Origin of the sequence: Micromonospora rifamycinica (genome assembly GCF_900090265.1) — a bacterium.
Classification (GTDB): domain Bacteria; phylum Actinomycetota; class Actinomycetes; order Mycobacteriales; family Micromonosporaceae; genus Micromonospora; species Micromonospora rifamycinica.
In genome coordinates this window covers 6,950,625-6,968,490 of sequence record NZ_LT607752.1, presented here as the reverse complement: position 1 = coordinate 6,968,490, position 17,866 = coordinate 6,950,625, and the positions used below count along the sequence as shown (strand labels likewise).

12 protein-coding genes and 2 CRISPR repeat arrays (1 of these 14 running past the window's edge) are annotated in these 17,866 nt (G+C 69.0%); of the genes, 1 reads left to right on the top strand and 11 read right to left on the bottom strand.

Translation table 11 applies throughout. The features are described from left to right. Positions 1–552: direct repeats of the CRISPR family, unit length 37 nt; unit sequence GTTGCGATCCTCGCCCGGCGCGGTGGCCGGGCGCAGC (it extends 3,565 nt beyond the left edge of the window). A gap of 126 nt (positions 553–678) precedes the next feature. The 7 genes from cas2 to GA0070623_RS29535 form a co-directional block, all read right to left on the bottom strand. Next, entirely contained in the window at positions 679–987 is a 309-nt protein-coding gene (cas2, locus tag GA0070623_RS29570) for a CRISPR-associated endonuclease Cas2 (protein WP_067314634.1), read from the bottom strand. Further along, positions 972–2,000 carry a type I-C CRISPR-associated endonuclease Cas1c gene (gene cas1c, locus GA0070623_RS29565; RefSeq protein ID WP_067314636.1) on the bottom strand — a complete coding sequence of 343 codons (1,029 nt, stop codon included), beginning with the start codon at positions 1,998–2,000 and terminating at the stop codon, positions 972–974. The genes cas2 and cas1c overlap by 16 nt, the downstream gene beginning before the upstream one ends. Further along, a complete protein-coding gene (cas4, locus tag GA0070623_RS29560) occupies positions 1,993–2,643 on the bottom strand; it encodes a CRISPR-associated protein Cas4 (protein ID WP_067314639.1) in 651 nt (216 codons plus the stop codon). Before cas4 ends, cas1c begins: the two co-directional genes overlap by 8 nt. Next, positions 2,640–3,530, bottom strand: coding sequence for a type I-C CRISPR-associated protein Cas7/Csd2 (gene cas7c / locus GA0070623_RS29555; RefSeq protein WP_067314641.1), 891 nt, complete (start codon positions 3,528–3,530; stop codon positions 2,640–2,642). The genes cas4 and cas7c overlap by 4 nt, the downstream gene beginning before the upstream one ends. Continuing rightward, complete coding sequence (gene cas8c, locus GA0070623_RS29550) at positions 3,527–5,353, bottom strand: type I-C CRISPR-associated protein Cas8c/Csd1 (RefSeq protein WP_067314643.1); 1,827 nt, start codon at positions 5,351–5,353, stop codon at positions 3,527–3,529. Before cas8c ends, cas7c begins: the two co-directional genes overlap by 4 nt. Further along, on the bottom strand, positions 5,353–6,042 hold the full coding sequence (gene cas5c, locus GA0070623_RS29545; protein ID WP_067314648.1) for a type I-C CRISPR-associated protein Cas5c: 690 nt from the start codon (positions 6,040–6,042) through the stop codon (positions 5,353–5,355). Before cas5c ends, cas8c begins: the two co-directional genes overlap by 1 nt. A 734-nt stretch (positions 6,043–6,776) precedes the next feature. Then, a complete protein-coding gene (locus GA0070623_RS29535; protein WP_084261587.1) occupies positions 6,777–9,044 on the bottom strand; it encodes a CRISPR-associated helicase/endonuclease Cas3 in 2,268 nt (755 codons plus the stop codon). Between the two features lie 496 nt (positions 9,045–9,540). Continuing rightward, a CRISPR array of direct repeats spans positions 9,541–12,677; the repeat unit is 37 nt; unit sequence GTTGCGATCCTCGCCCGGTCCGCAGACCGGGCGCAGC. 286 nt (positions 12,678–12,963) lie between these two features. Here GA0070623_RS29535 and GA0070623_RS31275 point away from each other — a divergent pair. After that, entirely contained in the window at positions 12,964–13,245 is a 282-nt protein-coding gene (locus GA0070623_RS31275) for a hypothetical protein (protein ID WP_231932598.1), read from the top strand. Positions 13,246–13,293: 48 nt separating this feature from the next. Here GA0070623_RS31275 and GA0070623_RS29525 read toward each other — a convergent pair whose 3' ends face one another. The 4 genes from GA0070623_RS29525 to GA0070623_RS29510 form a co-directional block, all read right to left on the bottom strand. Beyond that, a complete protein-coding gene (locus GA0070623_RS29525) occupies positions 13,294–13,653 on the bottom strand; it encodes a hypothetical protein (RefSeq protein WP_231932597.1) in 360 nt (119 codons plus the stop codon). 169 nt (positions 13,654–13,822) lie between these two features. Next, positions 13,823–14,722: an endonuclease/exonuclease/phosphatase family protein gene (locus GA0070623_RS29520; protein ID WP_089004225.1), complete on the bottom strand. Its 900-nt coding sequence runs from the start codon at positions 14,720–14,722 to the stop codon at positions 13,823–13,825. Between the two features lie 37 nt (positions 14,723–14,759). Further along, on the bottom strand, positions 14,760–16,760 hold the full coding sequence (locus GA0070623_RS29515) for a DEAD/DEAH box helicase (protein WP_089004224.1): 2,001 nt from the start codon (positions 16,758–16,760) through the stop codon (positions 14,760–14,762). Then, complete coding sequence (locus tag GA0070623_RS29510; RefSeq protein ID WP_089004223.1) at positions 16,757–17,863, bottom strand: hypothetical protein; 1,107 nt, start codon at positions 17,861–17,863, stop codon at positions 16,757–16,759. Before GA0070623_RS29510 ends, GA0070623_RS29515 begins: the two co-directional genes overlap by 4 nt. Positions 17,864–17,866: the final 3 nt, after the last annotated feature.

Here is a 17,866-nt window from a genome sequence, read left to right as displayed (position 1 = left end):
ATCCTCGCCCGGCGCGGTGGCCGGGCGCAGCGAGTGCAGCCGCATCCACGCGTCCTCGTCACCGCGCAGTTGCGATCCTCGCCCGGCGCGGTGGCCGGGCGCAGCGGTCGGGTGGCCCGGGGCGCGCGTGCACCCCGGGCCGTTGCGATCCTCGCCCGGCGCGGTGGCCGGGCGCAGCGCGCTCTGCGGCATACGCCCGGCCCGACTGCATCGCGCGGTTGCGATCCTCGCCCGGCGCGGTGGCCGGGCGCAGCACCTTCGGCCCCGCCGGCACCTACACCATCAGCCTGGTTGCGATCCTCGCCCGGCGCGGTGGCCGGGCGCAGCCGCAACACGCCGACAAGATCGGCCGTTCGGGTGTCGCCGTTGCGATCCTCGCCCGGCGCGGTGGCCGGGCGCAGCATCCGGCCGGTCAACTCGCCCGGACGGGGCCGGACCGGGTTGCGATCCTCGCCCGGCGCGGTGGCCGGGCGCAGCTACGCAGGGACCGGATTGATCCGGGACGATATTTACTCGTTGCGATCCTCGCCCGGCGCGGTGGCCGGGCGCAGCGGTTCACGAGCAGCAAATATAGCGATCAGACGATCCCTCATCGACTTGCTCGCTGTCCATTTTATTCCTCTGATCCGGGTATTTGACCTCGGAACCCTCCGGGTTTTTCGTGTCCACTGGGGGTTCCTAGATCACTAGTGCTCCGCGTGGGTCGATGGGTCGTGGTTTGCCGAGGTGTTCGACGTCGTCGAGGGCGTGGGCTGGTAGGTGGTAGATGCGGATGCTGTCCTGGGTGGGGTCGATGGCGTCTTGGAGGGCGGCGACGAAGCGGACCTTGTCGGTGTCGCGGCAGACCACTTCGAAGACCGATTTCTGTACGCGGTGTCCGTATGCCTCGCAGATCTTGGCGACTTTGCGGAGGCGGCGTTGTCCTTGTGGGGTGACCGTCTCGACGTCGTAGGTGACGAGGAGGTCCACGTTCAATTCACCGTCCACGGCTGGTAGGCGACTGTATCTCCGCGGAGGTGGCGGGCGAGTAGTCGGGCTTGTACGAGAGGGAGCAGTGCGGCAGGCACCTGGCGGCCGAGTTGGGCGTGGGGCCAGTCGCGTTGTCGGCTCTGTTGCCAGGCGGCCAGTACGGTCTTTCGTCCGCTGTCGGTGAGTCGGTATGCCTTGTTTGGTAGTTCTTCGAAGTCGGTAGGGGTCAGTTCACGTCTGTTGAGCATGGTGAGGGCGAGGCGGTCGGCCAGGAGGGGGCGGAATTCTTCCATCAGGTCGAGGGCGAGGGCGGGTTTGCCGGGTCGGACAGCGTGGAGGAAGCCGATGTAGGGGTCGAGTCCGACTTGTTCGAGTGCGCCGTGAACGGCGACGCGCAGCATGCCGTACAGGAAGGAGAGCAGGCAGTTCAGGGGGTCGGTGGGTGGTCGTTTGTTGCGGCCGGATGCCTTCCAGTCTGTGTGGTCGCCGAGGAGGTGGGGCATGGCGGCGAAGTAGTCGCGTGCGGCGATGCCTTCGACGCCGAGGATTTCGTTGGTGCTGGCCGTTGTGGTGAGGAGTTCGAGTCGTTGGGCGAGGAGTTCGGCGGTGGCGCGTAGTGCGGTTTGTCGGGGGCCGCTGGTGTCGCGGGCGGTGCGGAGCAGGACTTGGCGCGCGTTGTGGATTTTGCCGGCGACGATGGCGACGGCGATGGGGAGTTGGCGTTCTGGTGAGTCGGCGGCGCGGTGTTGGGCTTGGCGTAGCAGTGGGTTGCCGTGGGTGGGGCCGATCAGGCCGGCGCGGAATCGTCCGCTGCCGGTGAGCCAGCTGACGGAGCGGCCGTCGTCGGCGCAGCGCAGGAGCAGGTCGTCGGTGGGGGTGACTCCGCTGAACAGGACCAGGTGGTCGAGTCGGACGAGGGGTAGCAGGTGACGTCCGGGTTGTTCGGGGTGGTAGATGCGGACGGTGTCGCCGTCGAGGCGCAGGCTGGTGCCGGGGGTTTGGACGTAGAGGGTGTTGAGGAGTTCAGTCACGCCACTGTCCCAATGGTCGTGGGGTCAATAGGTCGGGTGGGGTCTGCCGCTGGCCGTCGGTTAGTTCGGGGAGGCAGTCCTCGCGTAGGGAGCATCGTCGGCAGCGGGCGTCGTTGCGGGCTGTCGGCAGCGTTGGGGTGTGCAGCAGTCGGCGGATGGCGGTGGTGGCGGTGATGACGCGGTCGAGCAGGTCGTGGTCGATGGGTAAGGGGTGTCGGCGGCGTTCGGCGACGGAGTAGATGTATCCGGTGGGTACGTCGAAGCCGGCTTCGATGAGGCAGAGGGCCTGCCCGCCGAGTTGTAGTTCGGCGGGGCCGCCGGGTTTGTAGCGTCCGACCTTGTACTCCACGGGTGTGGCGGTGTTTTTCTCGAACTCGACGACGTCGCAGATGCCGCGTAGGCCGTGGGTGTGGCTCCATACCGGCAGTGACCTGATGGTGGTGAGGCCCCGGCGTCGGTGGATGCCGGGTAGGTCGACGGTGGTGTGGCTGAGGTCGCCGCGTACCGTCTCGACGTTTTCCGTCCAGACGCCTTCGACGTGGATCAGGGCGGTCTGCCGGTGGCAGTAGGCGTAGTGCTCCAGCGCGGACAGCGGCACCTCCCGCAGGTCGGTGCCGCTGTCCGTGGGGTGCTCGTGGGTCACGGCCAGAGGTCGACCAGTTTGGTCAGCTCGATGCCGCCGGGGAGTCCGGCCTCGTCGATGCTGCGGGTGTAGTCGGTGTGGGCGCGCGGTGCCTTGTCGTCGTTGGTCCGCGTGACGGTGATCCGCTGGGTGAGAGCGGCTGAGGGGGCGGCTCCGAAGGCGTCGGGGTGGCTGAAGACGTAGAGCCCGCAGAGTTTCATCTCGCCGCGGCTGGCGGCCCGGTCGTGGTCGAACATGACGGTGACGGCCTGCCACAGGGCGGCGAGGTCGTCGCTGGTGACACCGGTCTTTGCGGCGCGGGGTGCGGAGTAGAACAGGTGCGCGCGGTAGAGGCCGTAGGGGACGGTCCACTTGGACCCGATCTCGGTGCGCTCACCTTTGTCGATGTCGTCCTGGCGGGTCTGGGTGACCCGGGTGATGGTGTGGTCGGTGGGCACGATCGCATCGATGCTGCGAGCGAAGGTGAGCTGGAGCGGGCCGCGGACCTGCCCGGCGCCGCCGCTCTTGCCGGTGCTGAGCACCGCGCCGAACATGCGGATGTCGAAGTAGTGCTGGCAGAGCCACTGCTGGGCTGCCGCGCTCTCCGCCGGGGTAGGCTTGTTGCTGATCTTGGGCGGGTGGGCGGCGAAGGCGCCCTCGATCCGGGTGTTCAGGGCGTGGCCGGCTTCGACGAAGATGCCGTAGCGCGGGTCGTCACCGCGCAGCAGCGACACGGTGTCGCGGATCTTGCGTTTGATCGCCACGTCGGTGACCAGGCCCTGTCCGCTCTCGTCGTCGGTGCGGGGCTGGTTGCCGGCGTCCGGGTCGCCATTGGGGTTGCCGTCGCTGACGTCGAACAGCAGGACGGCGTCGTGGCGGCGGGTCGGGTCGAGGTGCGCGGCGCTCATGCGTCGTCTCCTTCGTCGTCGGCGGTCGGTGCCACGTCGTCGGGCTCCGGGGGAAGGTCGGTCTTCTTCTTGTTCGCGGCTGCGGCGAGTCGTTCGGTCCGCATCTCGGCCCGCTGCTGGTGGTAGCCGAGGATGAACTGGGCCTTGTCCGTCAGCACGGCGGCGCCGGGGATCACGTCGAGCTGGACGAACAGGTCGTCGAGCCGTCGTTCGTAGGCGTCCGACCAGCCGGGCCGGCGCAGCGGGCCGCGGAGGCGTTTGAGCCACGCCTGTACGTTGCGGCGGCCGGAGACGATGACGACCTGCGGGTTGTCGATGGCGCGGCCGAAGTAGCGTTCGGCGAAGGTGGTGTTCAGCTGTTGGTCGGCGACCCGGAACACGGTGCGTTGCAGGTCGTCCATGACCGCGAAGATGCGGCCGGCCACGTAGGCCGGCTGCTTGTGGGCGACGTTCAAGGTCGGCGTCAGCCTCTCTCGTTCATGCTCGGGCAGGGTCGGGTAACGGCGCAGGGCGAGCCGGATCAACGCCGCACGGGCGGGGTCGAGCCGGCCGTCGATCCGGATGCGATTGATGACGTGGTTGAGCAGCTTCGGCGGTAGCGGTCGCCTGAGTAGCGCAGCGCTGAGCAGCCGGTGGAACAGGTCAGGCGGCCGGTGTTCCCCGGACGCACCGAACTTCGTCCACGTCCCGGGTCCGCCGTTGCGTCCGGCCTCGAACCGACCCGCCACCCGGGCCAGTTGGGAGACCCTGATGGCGGCCACCTCACCGGTCCAGGCGTCCACGATCCGGTGGTCGTCGAACCAGGCCCGGATGTCATCCTTGACCCGGGAGATCGGCTGCTCGACCCAGTCCCGCACGACGACACGGGCGACGTTGCCACCCACCGTCACCGAGCAGTACCGGGACACCTCGTCCAGAGAGGCTTCCGCGCCGCCCGCCGGTCCGGCGACCAGTTTCTGGATGTGGCTGGGGTCCAACTGCTCGACGGCCGCCCACGGGTCGAAGGTCGACCCGCCCAGCACCCACCAGGCGAGCCGGGCGTTCTGCCCGGACAGGCTGGTGCTGTGCCGCGGGTCGGACAGCAGCGCTGTCAGCGCGGTCATGATCTTCAGGCCGCAGTCGGCGCAGATCGGGGTATGGGTCAGGAACTTCTGCAACTCGTAGCCGTGGGTGGCCTCGTTCATGCTGACCAGCGACGCGCTCTGGGTGGCCCCGGGCACCCACCGCCGAGGAATCTGCTGCGGCATCGTGTGGAGCAGCGGCTGCACCCGCCCGCAGACCAGACACAACCCGGTGCGTCCGGAGCCCTTCCGGTCACCGGCCACCCCGGCCCAGAAACGCAGCGCTCCGACAGCCTTCGCCGCGTAGACCCCGTCAACCCAGAAGCCGACCAGGTCTCCCCTGCTCCAGTCAGCCGGCGGTAGAACCTTGTCGGCGTGCCCGTCGCGGTAGAAGGCGGCAATGGCCGGAGCAGGCCCGTCTGATTCGGCTACCGCCCACTCGGCGATCAGGGCGCGGAACGCGGCGTACTGCTTGGCCACCCGTTCCGGCTTGGCTCCTTCCGACAGCCAACCGAAGACGTACTCCCCCGTGTCGACCGCGAGCGCGGGCGAGATCCCGACGGTCCGGGTCACCGCCGGCACCAGCCGGGACTTGCCGAATCGGGCATTCGGGTCGTCCGTGTTCGCCGTATCGACCAGACCACCCTGGGGTACGCCGTTGGCGTCGATGTCCAGGCTCCAGCGCACCGGCTTGCGGGAGTAGAACGGCGGGATGACGTCCATGCTGGTGTCGGCGAACTCCACCAACCGCTGCAACAGCACTAGCCCACCGGACCTTCCACCGGAAGCGTCAACTCGATCCCCCGCTCCGGCACGGCCAACACCCCGGCCACCACCCGAGCGGCGAACCACTCCATCCGCGGCTGAGCAGACTGCCCGTCGCGGTGGATGGAGTGCAGCATGATGCCGATCTCCTCGTTCACATCCGCCCTCGGCGTGTCATCAGGCCAGCCGAACTCCGCGCTGAACTCGCGCGTGCCCAGGTAGGGCTGCTGGAAGCAGGCCCCTTTCCGGACCCGCCGACGCAGCTGATCCCGGTACGCCGCGACCGGCTTGTCCGCGTGCGCCGCCACCTCGACGTGAGCATGGATGCGGTACGCCACATCCCGCAGACACACCGCATTGCGTTGATCCCGATGCGCCGCGGTGTCGACCCGCCGGGTGCCCTTGAGCGCCTCTGCCAACGGTGCGACATCCGAGGTCTCGTTCCGCCGGATCGAGAACTGCCGCACCGGCTTGAGCACCTCGATAGCCACCACCCGGTACCGCATCTCCGGCTTCCAGAAGATCGATTCGAGCACCCCCACCGCAGCAGACGGTGTCATCACCGGATAACTGACCCGCTCCACCTTCAACTCCGGCCGCGAAAACAACGCCGCCTCACCACTGACCTGCACCACCACCGGAAGATCACCCTCCGGACTACGCCGCAGAGTCACCCCATTGACCACTTCCGTCGTCACCACACAATCCCTCCCACGACAGCCCCCATCGAACACACGAACGAAGAAAGACCACACCACAAAACGGGAGGCCTCCTCGCACACCACGTGCGACGATCCCCGACCAGTACGACAGAAACGACTGCACCACGCCGATTCGCTCCACGAAGGACTGACAAGAATCTGACTCGATCGACTCCGGAGGAGCGGGACTTCGTCCGACAAGGACCGGAAAGCCCAAGTCAGACGAAGCCAAGCCCTCTGAGACCCCACCCAAGGTTGCGATTCTCAGCACCTAAGCGCTGCAGGTCACCCGCTTCGCTGGCGACCAGGAGAGGCTACCAAACTTCCTTGGGTGTAGACCGCAGCTCTGCTCTGCGGTATGAATGTCTCGGCTGGGCGGGCACCGTCTGTCCAAACACGACGGTCCGCTGCGCGAACAGCGGACCGCCCAGCTCCCCGCCATCAGGAAGGCCAAAGGGAACAAGATGACAGTAAGGCAACGCCGCGCCCACAGGCCACCCGACGAGGGCCAGGAGCACAGGACTCCCTCCCCGCTCCCTCTGCGCTGGGTGGTCATCATGGCGCTGAGCGCGGCAATCGGCATCATGGTCGGCACCACCGAGAGCCTGCCCGCCGGCATGGTCGCCAGCTTGATCACAGTTGGAGGGCTGCACAAGATCATGGATTGATTGGGTCACCAGGTGAGCGCGTGGCGCGCTCACCTGGTGACCTAGCCACCGTCAGAAGACGAACTGCTCCATGTTCGGGTCGAGGTTGATCCCCGTGGCGGGGTCGTACTCGCCGATCCACTCGACCAGCGCGCCTCGCCGTACCTCGGTGCCGAGAATCGGTCGCAGTAGCGCCATGACGCCGGGTTGGCGTAGAGCGCTGGGGTGGAGGTTCGTCGTGTAGGCCTGTAAACGACGTAGCTTCGCCAGATCTGGAACCGGTGCGTGACGTAGATCGACGATGGCCTCCTCCAGTTCAAGGCGCAGCTCGGGGGTTTCTGCGCCCTGTGGGGTCACCACGTTGATGGCGTCGTCGTCGATCATCCTGAACGCCAGCTTCCGATCCCGCCGCCCGGTGCTCGCGTCCATCGGCCCGTCCGCCACGGTCTCGAACTCCCATCGTTGCCGGGCGCACTGGATGCGTTTCCCGACGTGCTGGCCGTCGGCGAGGTTGAGCATGTCGTACACGTTGCGGTAGTAGCGTCCCAGCGCCGCCACGTCGTCCGGGTCTGCCTTGTCCGGTCCGAACTGACGGCCGGTACAGCCGACCAACGTCTTGTACGAGGGTGGTTGGCCGCCGTCCTGCGGTGCGAAGACGACCACCCGACCGCCGCCGGCCATCCGGCCCTCACGGTTGGCTCGCCCGGCCGCCTGCAACAGGGAGTCAGCCGGTGCCATCGCCCGGAACACCACCGGGAAACTGACGTCCACCCCAGCCTCGATGAGTTGCGTGGCTACCAACAGGACCCGCTCGTGCTCGTCGAGTCGCGCGCGCACCTCATTCAGCACCCGCCGTCGATGATCCGGGCACATCCGGGTCGACAGGTGCCAGACCGTTCCTTCCTGAGCAGCGTCGTTCCACCGCTCGAACACCGCCTTCGCGTCCGCCGTTGTGTTCACCACCACCAACGCCGACCGTTCTGCCGCCGCCTGGTCGGCGATATCCGCCAGCGTCGGCTGCGGGTCGAGCTGCCACTCGTATCGCACCCTGCGCAGCTCACTGACCAGTCTCGGGGTGTCGTGGATCAGATCGGTGCACGGGACGTCCTTGAACTCCTCCAACGCCCAGAAGCTCGGCTGCGTCGCCGAGGACAGCAGCACGGTCGCCCCGAAGTGCCGCACGAGCAGGCGAAGACCATCGAGGATCGGCACGAGCATGGCATGCGGTAGCGCCTGCACCTCGTCCAACACGATCACCGAGTTGGCCAGGCGATGCACCCGACGCATCGCCGACGGCTTACGCGCGTACAGCGACTCGAAAAGCCGGACGAAGGTCGTGACCACGAACGGCGCATCCCAGTTCTCCGCCGCCAGCCGTGCCCACCGGCCAGCGTCCGGATCATCGAAGTCGGCCTGGCTGTGGTGTTCCAGAACAACCGGCTCACCACCCTCTTCGTCCAACAGCCGGCGGTACACGGCGGCGTTCTGCTCGGTGATGGTGAGGAACGGGACCGCCACAATCACCCGGCGCAGCCCGTGCTTCTCCGCATGCCGCAGTGCGAACGCCCCACTCGCCAGCGTCTTACCGGCACCGGTCGGCGCACCAAGGCGGAACACCCCCGGCTCGCGCTCAGCCGCCGCCAGACAATCCGCGTAGATCTGCTCCCGCAAGGCCGCGATCGGCGAGCCACCACGTCCGGCGATCTCCGCCCGACGTCGACCCTCGAATCTCTGGTAAAGATGACTGAAGTCGGCATCCGCAGACACCCGAGGACCGGCCAACCCCTGAAAATGGGCGGAAGTGTCCAAACTGTCTGCATCCACCAACGCGCTGTAACACAGGCGTAGCGCCATCTCCCCCACCAGTAGATCACCACGCCAGTCCGCCGGCACCAGAGAACCCAGCTCCTGCGGCAGATCGGGTAGCAACACGGGCAACTCGCGCTCAGCGGACGCCACGTCCCCGGACCCGTCAGCCAGCCTCTTCCGCAACGCCTGAGGAAGCCCCGGAGTATCGACAAGCCCACCATGATGGCCGAAAATCGCCCCAGCAAACGGCCCAAGACCACGCTCCTGCGCAACCCTGGTCCCCAACGACTTGTGATCAATACCCACCGCTTCCCCAGTGGACCCGACCACAGCGAGCTTGTCCTGCCACGCACAGGACGCCTTCCCCACGTCATGCAGCGCACCCAGCCAGTACGCCACCTCACCCCCACCAAACGGTGCAGCGAACCGTCGCGCCAACACCGCAGTGCCACGAAGATGATCTGCAAGCGAGTGCCACCGACCAGAACCGGTAGCAGGACTATGCGCCCGCAGGGAACTCACACCAGACATACACAACCCCCAAGAATCACCGTCACAGATCCCCTGAGCCATGTGGCTACCGACCACAGAGCATCAACCCTGTCGGCGGCCACCACCGACTCCTTTCGCGCCCAGACGGTCACCACAGCAAAAGTGTGTCGACCTGGCCCTCGATATCGAGAACCTTCCTGAGCCCGTAGAGCAGCTCGTACCCAGCAGCACTGGTAGGTACGGAAGGCCGCGAACCTCGCCCAGTCCGTCGACTAGGCGCAGCTTGATGGCCAGGGCCACCGCCCGGACGTTGTCCGCGTTGCGATCCTCGCCTGGTCCGCAGACCGGGCGCAGCGACAGCTCGTTGTAACGGTAGCCGCCGGTGGCGGTGTTGCGATCCTCGCCCGGTCCGCAGACCGGGCGCAGCATGCCCCGGACCTGCGGCACGGTGACCTGTCGGGTGTTGCGATCCTCGCCGGTCCGCAGACCGGGCGCAGCCCGGCAACCGTGGAGGGTGCCATGTCAACCACCGCCGAGTTGCGATCCTTGCCCGGTCCGCAAACCGGGCGCAGCCCTTGACCATTTCCGCAGCTCACACCCCTTCGGGGAGAGTTGCGATCCTCGCCCGGTCCGCAGACCGGGCGCAGCTTCGTGCGCGGCCGGGGGGTCGGGGTGATCAGCCGAACGTTGCGATCCTCGCCCGGTCCGCAGACCGGGCGCAGCGAAGTCCCTGGTCCTGGTCGCCGTCGCCGGGGCCGGGTTGCGATCCTCGCCCGGTCCGCAGACCGGGCGCAGCCCCGGTCGACGACGCCAGCCGGAACGCAGTCCCGGTGTTGCGATCCTCGCCCGGTCCGCAGACCGGGCGCAGCGAGCTGGCCGACATCGACTCGGGGGTTCGGTACCCGGAGTTGCGATCCTCGCCCGGTCCGCAGACCGGGCGCAGCCTGCACCCGGATACCCGGGCGGTCGCGCTGGTCATGGTTGCGATCCTCGCCCGGTCCGCAGACCGGGCGCAGCCGATCAGGCTAATCGCGCCGACCACCCCGACGGACGTGTTGCGATCCTCGCCCGGTCCGCAGACCGGGCGCAGCCAGATCCACGTAGCGGGTGCCGCCCGTCTCCTGATCCCAGTTGCGATCCTCGCCCGGTCCGCAGACCGGGCGCAGCCTGCCAGCCTCGCGGCGTCGGCGTTCAACGCGGCGAAGTTGCGATCCTCGCCCGGTCCGCAGACCGGGCGCAGCCAGCATTAGCGGTCCGGCGTGCCGGCCGGGCGGATCGTGTTGCGATCCTCGCCCGGTCCGCAGACCGGGCGCAGCCGCAGGGACCGGATTGATCCGGGACGATATTTACTCGTTGCGATCCTCGCCCGGTCTGCAGACCGGGCGCAGCGCGTCACCATCCGTGCCGAAGCCGGCCAGGATCTGGTTGCGATCCTCGCCCGGTCCGCAGACCGGGCGCAGCGCCGAGTGGACCCAGTTTCTGGGCTGGCTGCATGCGGTTGCGATCCTCGCCCGGTCCGCAGACCGGGCGCAGCCCTCCGCGCCTTCGGGACAGTCACCGCAGTCCGGACCGGTTGCGATCCTCGCCCGGTCCGCAGACCGGGCGCAGCCTCATCGCGGAGTACACCACCAAGAGCCGCCGCGCCGTTGCGATCCTCGCCCGGTCCGCAGACCGGGCGCAGCGCCGACTTCCGGGCGTTCCTCGCCGAAGCGTTGCCGGTTGCGATCCTCGCCCGGTCCGCAGACCGGGCGCAGCACCCCTCGCCGGGAATGAACGCGTTCGGCGACTCGATGTTGCGATCCTCGCCCGGTCCGCAGACCGGGCGCAGCGATGATCCGCCACTCGTGGGTCATGTCCGAGCCGTCGTTGCGATCCTCGCCCGGTCCGCAGACCGGGCGCAGCTTCACGCCGAGCGGGGGCAGAGCGACCTTGCTGCGCTGGTTGCGATCCTCGCCCGGTCCGCAGACCGGGCGCAGCCTGCCCGGGGTGCCCGGCATCGGCGAGAAGACCGCCGCGTTGCGATCCTCGCCCGGTCCGCAGACCGGGCGCAGCCGTCGGGGCTCCGTCGTACCTGGAGGCACCCCATGGAGTTGCGATCCTCGCCCGGTCCGCAGACCGGGCGCAGCCAGGGAGGACACGGCCGAGGAGATCCGCACCGACCCGTTGCGATCCTCGCCCGGTCCGCAGACCGGGCGCAGCCTGGACATCGACCGGACCACGGTGATCCGGGCGTACCTGTTGCGATCCTCGCCCGGTCCGCAGACCGGGCGCAGCCCACCACGCGGGCGGTCAGCTCCACCGAGACACCCGGTTGCGATCCTCGCCCGGTCCGCAGACCGGGCGCAGCCCGAAGATTCCGTCGTCGATGCCCTGGGCGATGGCGTTGCGATCCTCGCCCGGTCCGCAGACCGGGCGCAGCACTTCACCAGGCCATCCGGGAGGCGGACGAGGCCGGGGTTGCGATCCTCGCCCGGTCCGCAGACCGGGCGCAGCCCATCGCTCCTCGCCGCACTGCCGGACACCGGGCGGTTGCGATCCTCGCCCGGTCCGCAGACCGGGCGCAGCCATTTTCTGTGCCGGTCGAAAGCGTTCCGGTAAATCGTTGCGATCCTCGCCCGGTCCGCAGACCGGGCGCAGCCGAGACGCCAGAGGGTGCCGACCATGAGCACGGCAAGTTGCGATCCTCGCCCGGTCCGCAGACCGGGCGCAGCCTGCACCCCACGGGAGTGCGGGACCACGCCGCCGGCGGTTGCGATCCTCGCCCGGTCCGCAGACCGGGCGCAGCCTGCTCGGTCGGCCCCCTGTCCGTGCATTTCCAGCGCGGTTGCGATCCTCGCCCGGTCCGCAGACCGGGCGCAGCACCAGCCGGAGCACCGTCGTGTGGGGGCTGATCAAGGCGTTGCGATCCTCGCCCGGTCCGCAGACCGGGCGCAGCCTGGTACCCGACGCCGACGGGAACATCTACGGACCGGTTGCGATCCTCGCCCGGTCCGCAGACCGGGCGCAGCCCCACCCGCCCCCGACAACCAGTAACCACCACCCGAGGTTGCGATCCTCGCCCGGTCCGCAGACCGGGCGCAGCGCTGTGCCTGCACGACGCCTACGTCCGGCGCAACGTGTTGCGATCCTCGCCCGGTCCGCAGACCGGGCGCAGCCCGGCCCTCGCCGTACAGGTCGTCGGCGAGCTGGGTGTTGCGATCCTCGCCCGGTCCGCAGACCGGGCGCAGCGTGCGGACCTGCACCCACCCCGACGCCGGCCGGGTGTTGCGATCCTCGCCCGGTCCGCAGACCGGGCGCAGCCCCGGCAGTGACGGCCGACGGCGTGCTGTCCACCGTCGTTGCGATCCTCGCCCGGTCCGCAGACCGGGCGCAGCCTGGTCGGCGGGGGCTGGCGGCCGAGATACACCCCGCGTTGCGATCCTCGCCCGGTCCGCAGACCGGGCGCAGCTCCACGACCGGCCCGTCCGAGTGCAGCAGGGTCAGGTGGTTGCGATCCTCGCCCGGTCCGCAGACCGGGCGCAGCCCGGCAACTACCCGCACATCGCACTGTGCCTCAATGCGGTTGCGATCCTCGCCCGGTCCGCAGACCGGGCGCAGCGCTCTACGTATACCCGTCGACCTGGCGAACGATCGCGGTTGCGATCCTCGCCCGGTCCGCAGACCGGGCGCAGCGGCTCCCCAACAGCAGAAATCGACTCTCGTCAGAGAGCCGCGCAAGCGATGTGGAACCGGTATATCCCAATCATTGCCATTTCGCGGTTCGGAACCTCCAGCCTTTCCGTGACCACCGAGGGTTCCTAGATCATTTACTGGTTCACCTTCAGTATGTCAGTGCTGACGCCGCGAGTGGAGTTGATGAACCTGAGGCGTCGGACAGCAGGGCGATGTCTGGCGGCTTCTTGCCTGGCGCCGGCACCAGCCGAACGCCCCCGCGCCAAGCCCCAGGCTCATCGCGGCGATGCAGCGCCTGATCACCGCAGCCGACGGCACGACCGCAAGTCCACTGGCCGTCACCCCGCAATGGCCGAAAAACCACGATCAGGCGGGCGAGGATCTTGGATTGCTCGACCGGCATGGCGCGCTGACCCGCAGCCTACGTGAGGTATTGACCCACCACCTTCTGCTCCTGTTCAACCGGCTCGGCATCTCCGCCGCTGACACCTGGCTGCCCGCGACGGCGGCCGCGACCGTGACCTTCCACCACTCGTTCGACCACATCCGGCTACCAAAACGCCACTAAGATCGACAGTAAGGTCAACCCGGTGAACACTTCCCGCCCGCACCGGGATCATCGAGTGCCGCGACGCTCCGCGAACAGCTCCCTGCATGTACTCGAACACCGAGGCGCCGTTGCTCGCGCGGGCCTACTCGGCGATGTCGGCGATTCGCTGGGTGTGCCCACCACGGCGGGCCCCAGGTCGATCACCGCGCCAACGTGGGCCATCGGGGCGGTGAGGTAGACGTACCAGCGCACCGACTGGCCGGTCACGAAGCGGCGTCGGAACTCGTGGCGCTTCTCGCCGGTCCAGAGCAGGTCGAAGTAGATCGGGTTGAGCGACATCAGCACCGGCTCTCGGACGTCGGCCGAGGGGTCGTCGTCGCCGAAGAGGCTGGGTTGGGCGCTGCCGGTGAACAGGTTCATCGTCACCCCACCCATCGTGCGGCCAGCATGGCCCCAGAGGTAGCCGTCCAGGTCAATCGGTGTGTCGCCAGGCCGAGCGGCGGTGCGCCCACCCGGTGGGGCCTCCTTCCGGCCGCCACCCCGGGTGGGTCGGCAGGCTACGAAGTGGGCAGGCGTTCGTCGTGGTGTGCCGTCGTCACTGTTCTCTGGTGGTGTGGGTGGGGTGGATGCGGAGGGTGCAGCTGATGCGGCGGTGGTCGGATGGCCAGGTGGTGGGGTCGTCGGCTGGGATGTGGACTGTGTAGGTGCCGGGTACGACGGTGGCGGTGTCGAGGAGGGCATCGTTGGCGAGGATGTAGTCGATGTGGAGGCCGTGGGGGCCGTTGGTGGTGGGTGGTAGTGGGGTGGGTGTGTGGGGGTCGAGTTCGGCGAGGTGGTGGTATCCGGCGCTGTTGGTGCGTTGGTTGGTGGGGGTGTTCCAGGTGCCGATGAGTCGGTCGATGGCGCGGGTGTCGGCGTGCCACTGCCCGTTGTGGTGGTGGGCTTTGTGGTCGCGGGTGCTGGTGGGGATGTGGGTCCAGTCGGGTGTGGGGAGGTGGGGGCCGGAGCTGGTGGAGTTGAGGTCTCCGGCGATGAGGGTGGGGGTGGGGCTGGTGCCGGTGGTGGCGAGGAGCCGGGCGCGGGCGAGGCGTTGTTCCGGATCAGCGTATGGCCAGTGTTCGGTGTAGACGTGGAGGCGGTAGGTGGGGTCGGCGCGGAGGCTGAAGCGGGTGAGGTTGCGTTTGTCGGGGAATTCGGGTTCTTCGGCGGCGTCGAGGCGCAGGACGCGGGGGTCGTAGATGACGGCGGTGGGGAGTGCTCCGGTGTGGAGTTCGCCGACGTAGGGGCGGCCGGTGATGTCGGCGAGGTGTGTCATGGCGGTGTGTAGTGGTCGTTTGCCGCGGGTGTTCCAGAGTTTCGCTTCGCAGAGCATGAGGAGGTCGGGGTGGGGTCCGTCGAGGAAGGCGTGGGCGAGGGGGGTGAAGGTGTAGGTGCCGTCGGGTTGGAGTCCGCCGGCTTCGTAGTTGAACAGGGACAGGTTCAGGTCCACGGTCATCGGCTGCTCCGGGTGTTTCGGGCGGTGGCTGGTGTGGTCACGGGTGTGGTTGTTGGTTCTTCGTGCGTGCCCAGGGGAAGCCGAGGGCGTCGAGGGCGTCGATGCGGTCGGGTGGGACGAGGTTGCGTTGGCGTTGGTTACGCAGGTTGTGGGCGATGCTGCCGAGGTTGATGTCGCCTTCGCGGTGGTGTCGGGGTATGCGTAGGTGTCCTTCGCGGTGGCGGTAGGTGGTGAATGCGGTGAGGTGTCGTTGCCAGCGGGCGTCGAAGACGCGCCAGGTGATGCCGCATTCTTCGAGGGCGAGGATCTGGTGGGGGGTGAGTTCGCCGCGGCGGTAGCGGCCTCGGCAGTTGTGGATGAAAGTACCGATGTCGATCTTGCCTTCGCGGTGGTAGCGGGGGACGTCGAGGTGGCCTTCGCGGTGGCGGTAGGCGCGGACGGCGGCGAGGCCTGCGGTCCAGTTTTCGGTGGGTGGGGTGGGTGGTCGGCCGGTGGTGGCGTGGTCGAGGATGCGGATGGTGACGTCGCGCAGGAGGGTGTCGGTGAGGTAGCCGTCGGGCATGCGCAGCAGGACACGTTCGGGCAGTTGGGGTTGCCGACTGCTGGTGGTGCGGTGGTGGTGGCGGGTGTCGAGGTCGGCGGCGAGGGTGTCGTCGTGGGCGCGCATCGCCCAGAGGACCTGCAGGGCGGTCATCCATTCGTCGTCGGCGTCAGGTAGGCGGGTGGGGTCGTCGGGCAGGAGGAGGGGGACGAGGATGGTGGCGATGCCGCTGCCTCGGGGGTTGCGGCGGAGGGCGCGTCCGACGGTTTGGACGACCTGGACGGTGGAGCGCATGGGTCGGGTGAGGACGACGGCGTCGACGGCGGGGACGTCGATGCCTTCGGTGAGGGCGCGGGCGGAGGAGATGACGGTCCATCCGTCGTCGGGGGGTTCGGCGAGGTGGTCGAGGTGGATCTGTCGTTGGCGTAGGTTCTGCTGGCCGTCGACGTGGCCGGTGGTGAGCCGGCCCTTCGGCTGTTGTGCGGCGGGGAGGCGGGCTGCTGTCTGGCCCAGGGTGCGGGCGAATTCTCGGCTGTCGGCGACGCGGGGGGTGAAGACGAGGACCCGGCGTAGTGCGAACTCGGTGGCGGCGCGCAGCAGGGCGGTCTGGACGACGGCGGTGCGCAGTGGGGCTTCGCCGATGGCGGTGATCCGGTCGTCGTCGGTGTCTTGGAGGACGCGGAGGGCGTCGTGGGTTCCGACGCCGACGACGACGATGCGGAAGTCGTCGAGCCAGCCGTCGGTGATGGCCTGGCCGAACGGGTACCGGTGCCAGACGGGTCCGAACACGGCCGGGTCGTCCATCGACAGCGCCTCGGACGACTGTCCCGGGCGGTCGCGGGCGGTGATGATGCGGGGTGTCGCGGTCATGTTCACCCGCACCCTCGCCGGCAGCCGGGAGTCGTCATGGACACGGGCGAACGCCTTCCCCGCGTGGCCGGCGGTACGGTGTGCCTCGTCGATGATCAGCAGGTCGGCGGTCACCCCGGCGGCCAGGAGCGCGGCACCGACACGGTCGGCAGAGGAGTTGGTGACGGCGAGCAGCCGCATCCGCCCGGGCGGGGCACGGTGCAGCCAGGCGGTGACCTCGTCGGTGTCGGCCAGCACCGGGCAGGTCATCGGATCGGAGTGACCGGCGACCTCAGCGACGGAGGCGTCACTGCACACCGCCGCCGTGTGCGCCCCGAGGGGCCGCCACACCCGCAGGGTTTGACCGATCAGCGCCAGCGACGGACACACGATCACCACCACGCCTCGTGGGCAGCACCGCACCGCCGCATGCGCAGCGATCAACGTCTTCCCGGTCCCGCAGGCGGCGATCACCTGTCCCCTACCCTCACGGGCGGCACCCTCAACGATCGCCTCGACCGCCTCCCGCTGATACCCCCGCAGGGGCGGCAGCGGAATCGTCAGCGGGGGCCTCCGGTCGTAGGAGGGGACGTCGGGTTGTTGTCCGTCCGTCTTCCTGCCGCGTACGGCCGTGTCCGGAACGGTCATGCCCGCACCACCGGGTGGGAAGGATTCACTGCTGCTCCTGGGTTGCTGTCGGGGTGGGTGGTGTGGTGGTGCCACAGCCGGTCGAGGTGTTCGGTCATGCGGGCGGTGGCGGGGTGTCCGGGATGGTGGCGGCGGTGGCGGCCGATGGTGTCGGTGAGCAGAGTCCGCGCGGCGTGGTGGTGGCCGAGGTCGTGCAGGACCAGGGCGGTGGTGGCGCGGACGGCGAGGGTGGGGTGCGCGTCGGGTCCGGCGGTGGCGGCCAGGTGCTCGGCGAGTTCACGCAGCAGGTGGTACGCGCGCTGGTGATGGCCCACCCGGCGGTGGGCGGTGGCGAGGGTATGCGCGGCGGCCAGCGTGAGCGGGTCGGTCGGGCCGTGGAGGTGGGTGAGGCTGCGGTGGGCGTAGTCGGCCCAGCGGACCGCCGCCTCGCCGTGCAACAGCGGGGCGAGCAGGTGTGCGGCGTCAGCATGAAACACCTCGGTGGCGGTGCCGGCGGGGTCGATGCCGGCGAGGATGTTCCGCAGCATGGTGCGGGTGCGCTGCGGGTCACTGCCGGTGAGCCTGCGGGCGAGGTGCAGGTGTCCGGGTGGGACGCGTCGAGGTGGCCGGCTGGTGGGCCAGGTGATCCGCAGATCGCCGGGGTCGGTGCCGGCGGTGACCCGGGTGATCAGCCGGTGGGCATGACCGGCGGCGGCACTCGCCCCCTTGGGATCGGTAACCGCGGGCACCAGGTGCGCGGCGTGCCGCAGCACCACTTCACCGACAGTGTGGGCGACAGCTGTCGCGTTCAGCACGGGCCGCCGGCACGGCGGTGGGCAGTCGTAGACGAGCCCGGCGCAGGTGAACACCGCCGTCATCGGCTGCCGGCAGAACCCGCAGTGCAGCAGCCCGTCAGGAAGCAGGACCGGGACGTCGGTGGCCGGGACAGCGGGTGCTGCGGCGGCATGGGCGCGGGCTTTGGTCACCCACGATTGCAGGAGCCGGCGGTCGAGGCGGAGTTCCCGGGCGACGGTGCTGATCGGGCCGCGTTGTCCGGTCGCGCGGACGGCGTCGACCTGGCGTACGGCGGCGGCGATGAGTTCGGGGGTGTAGGTACGGGCCATCTG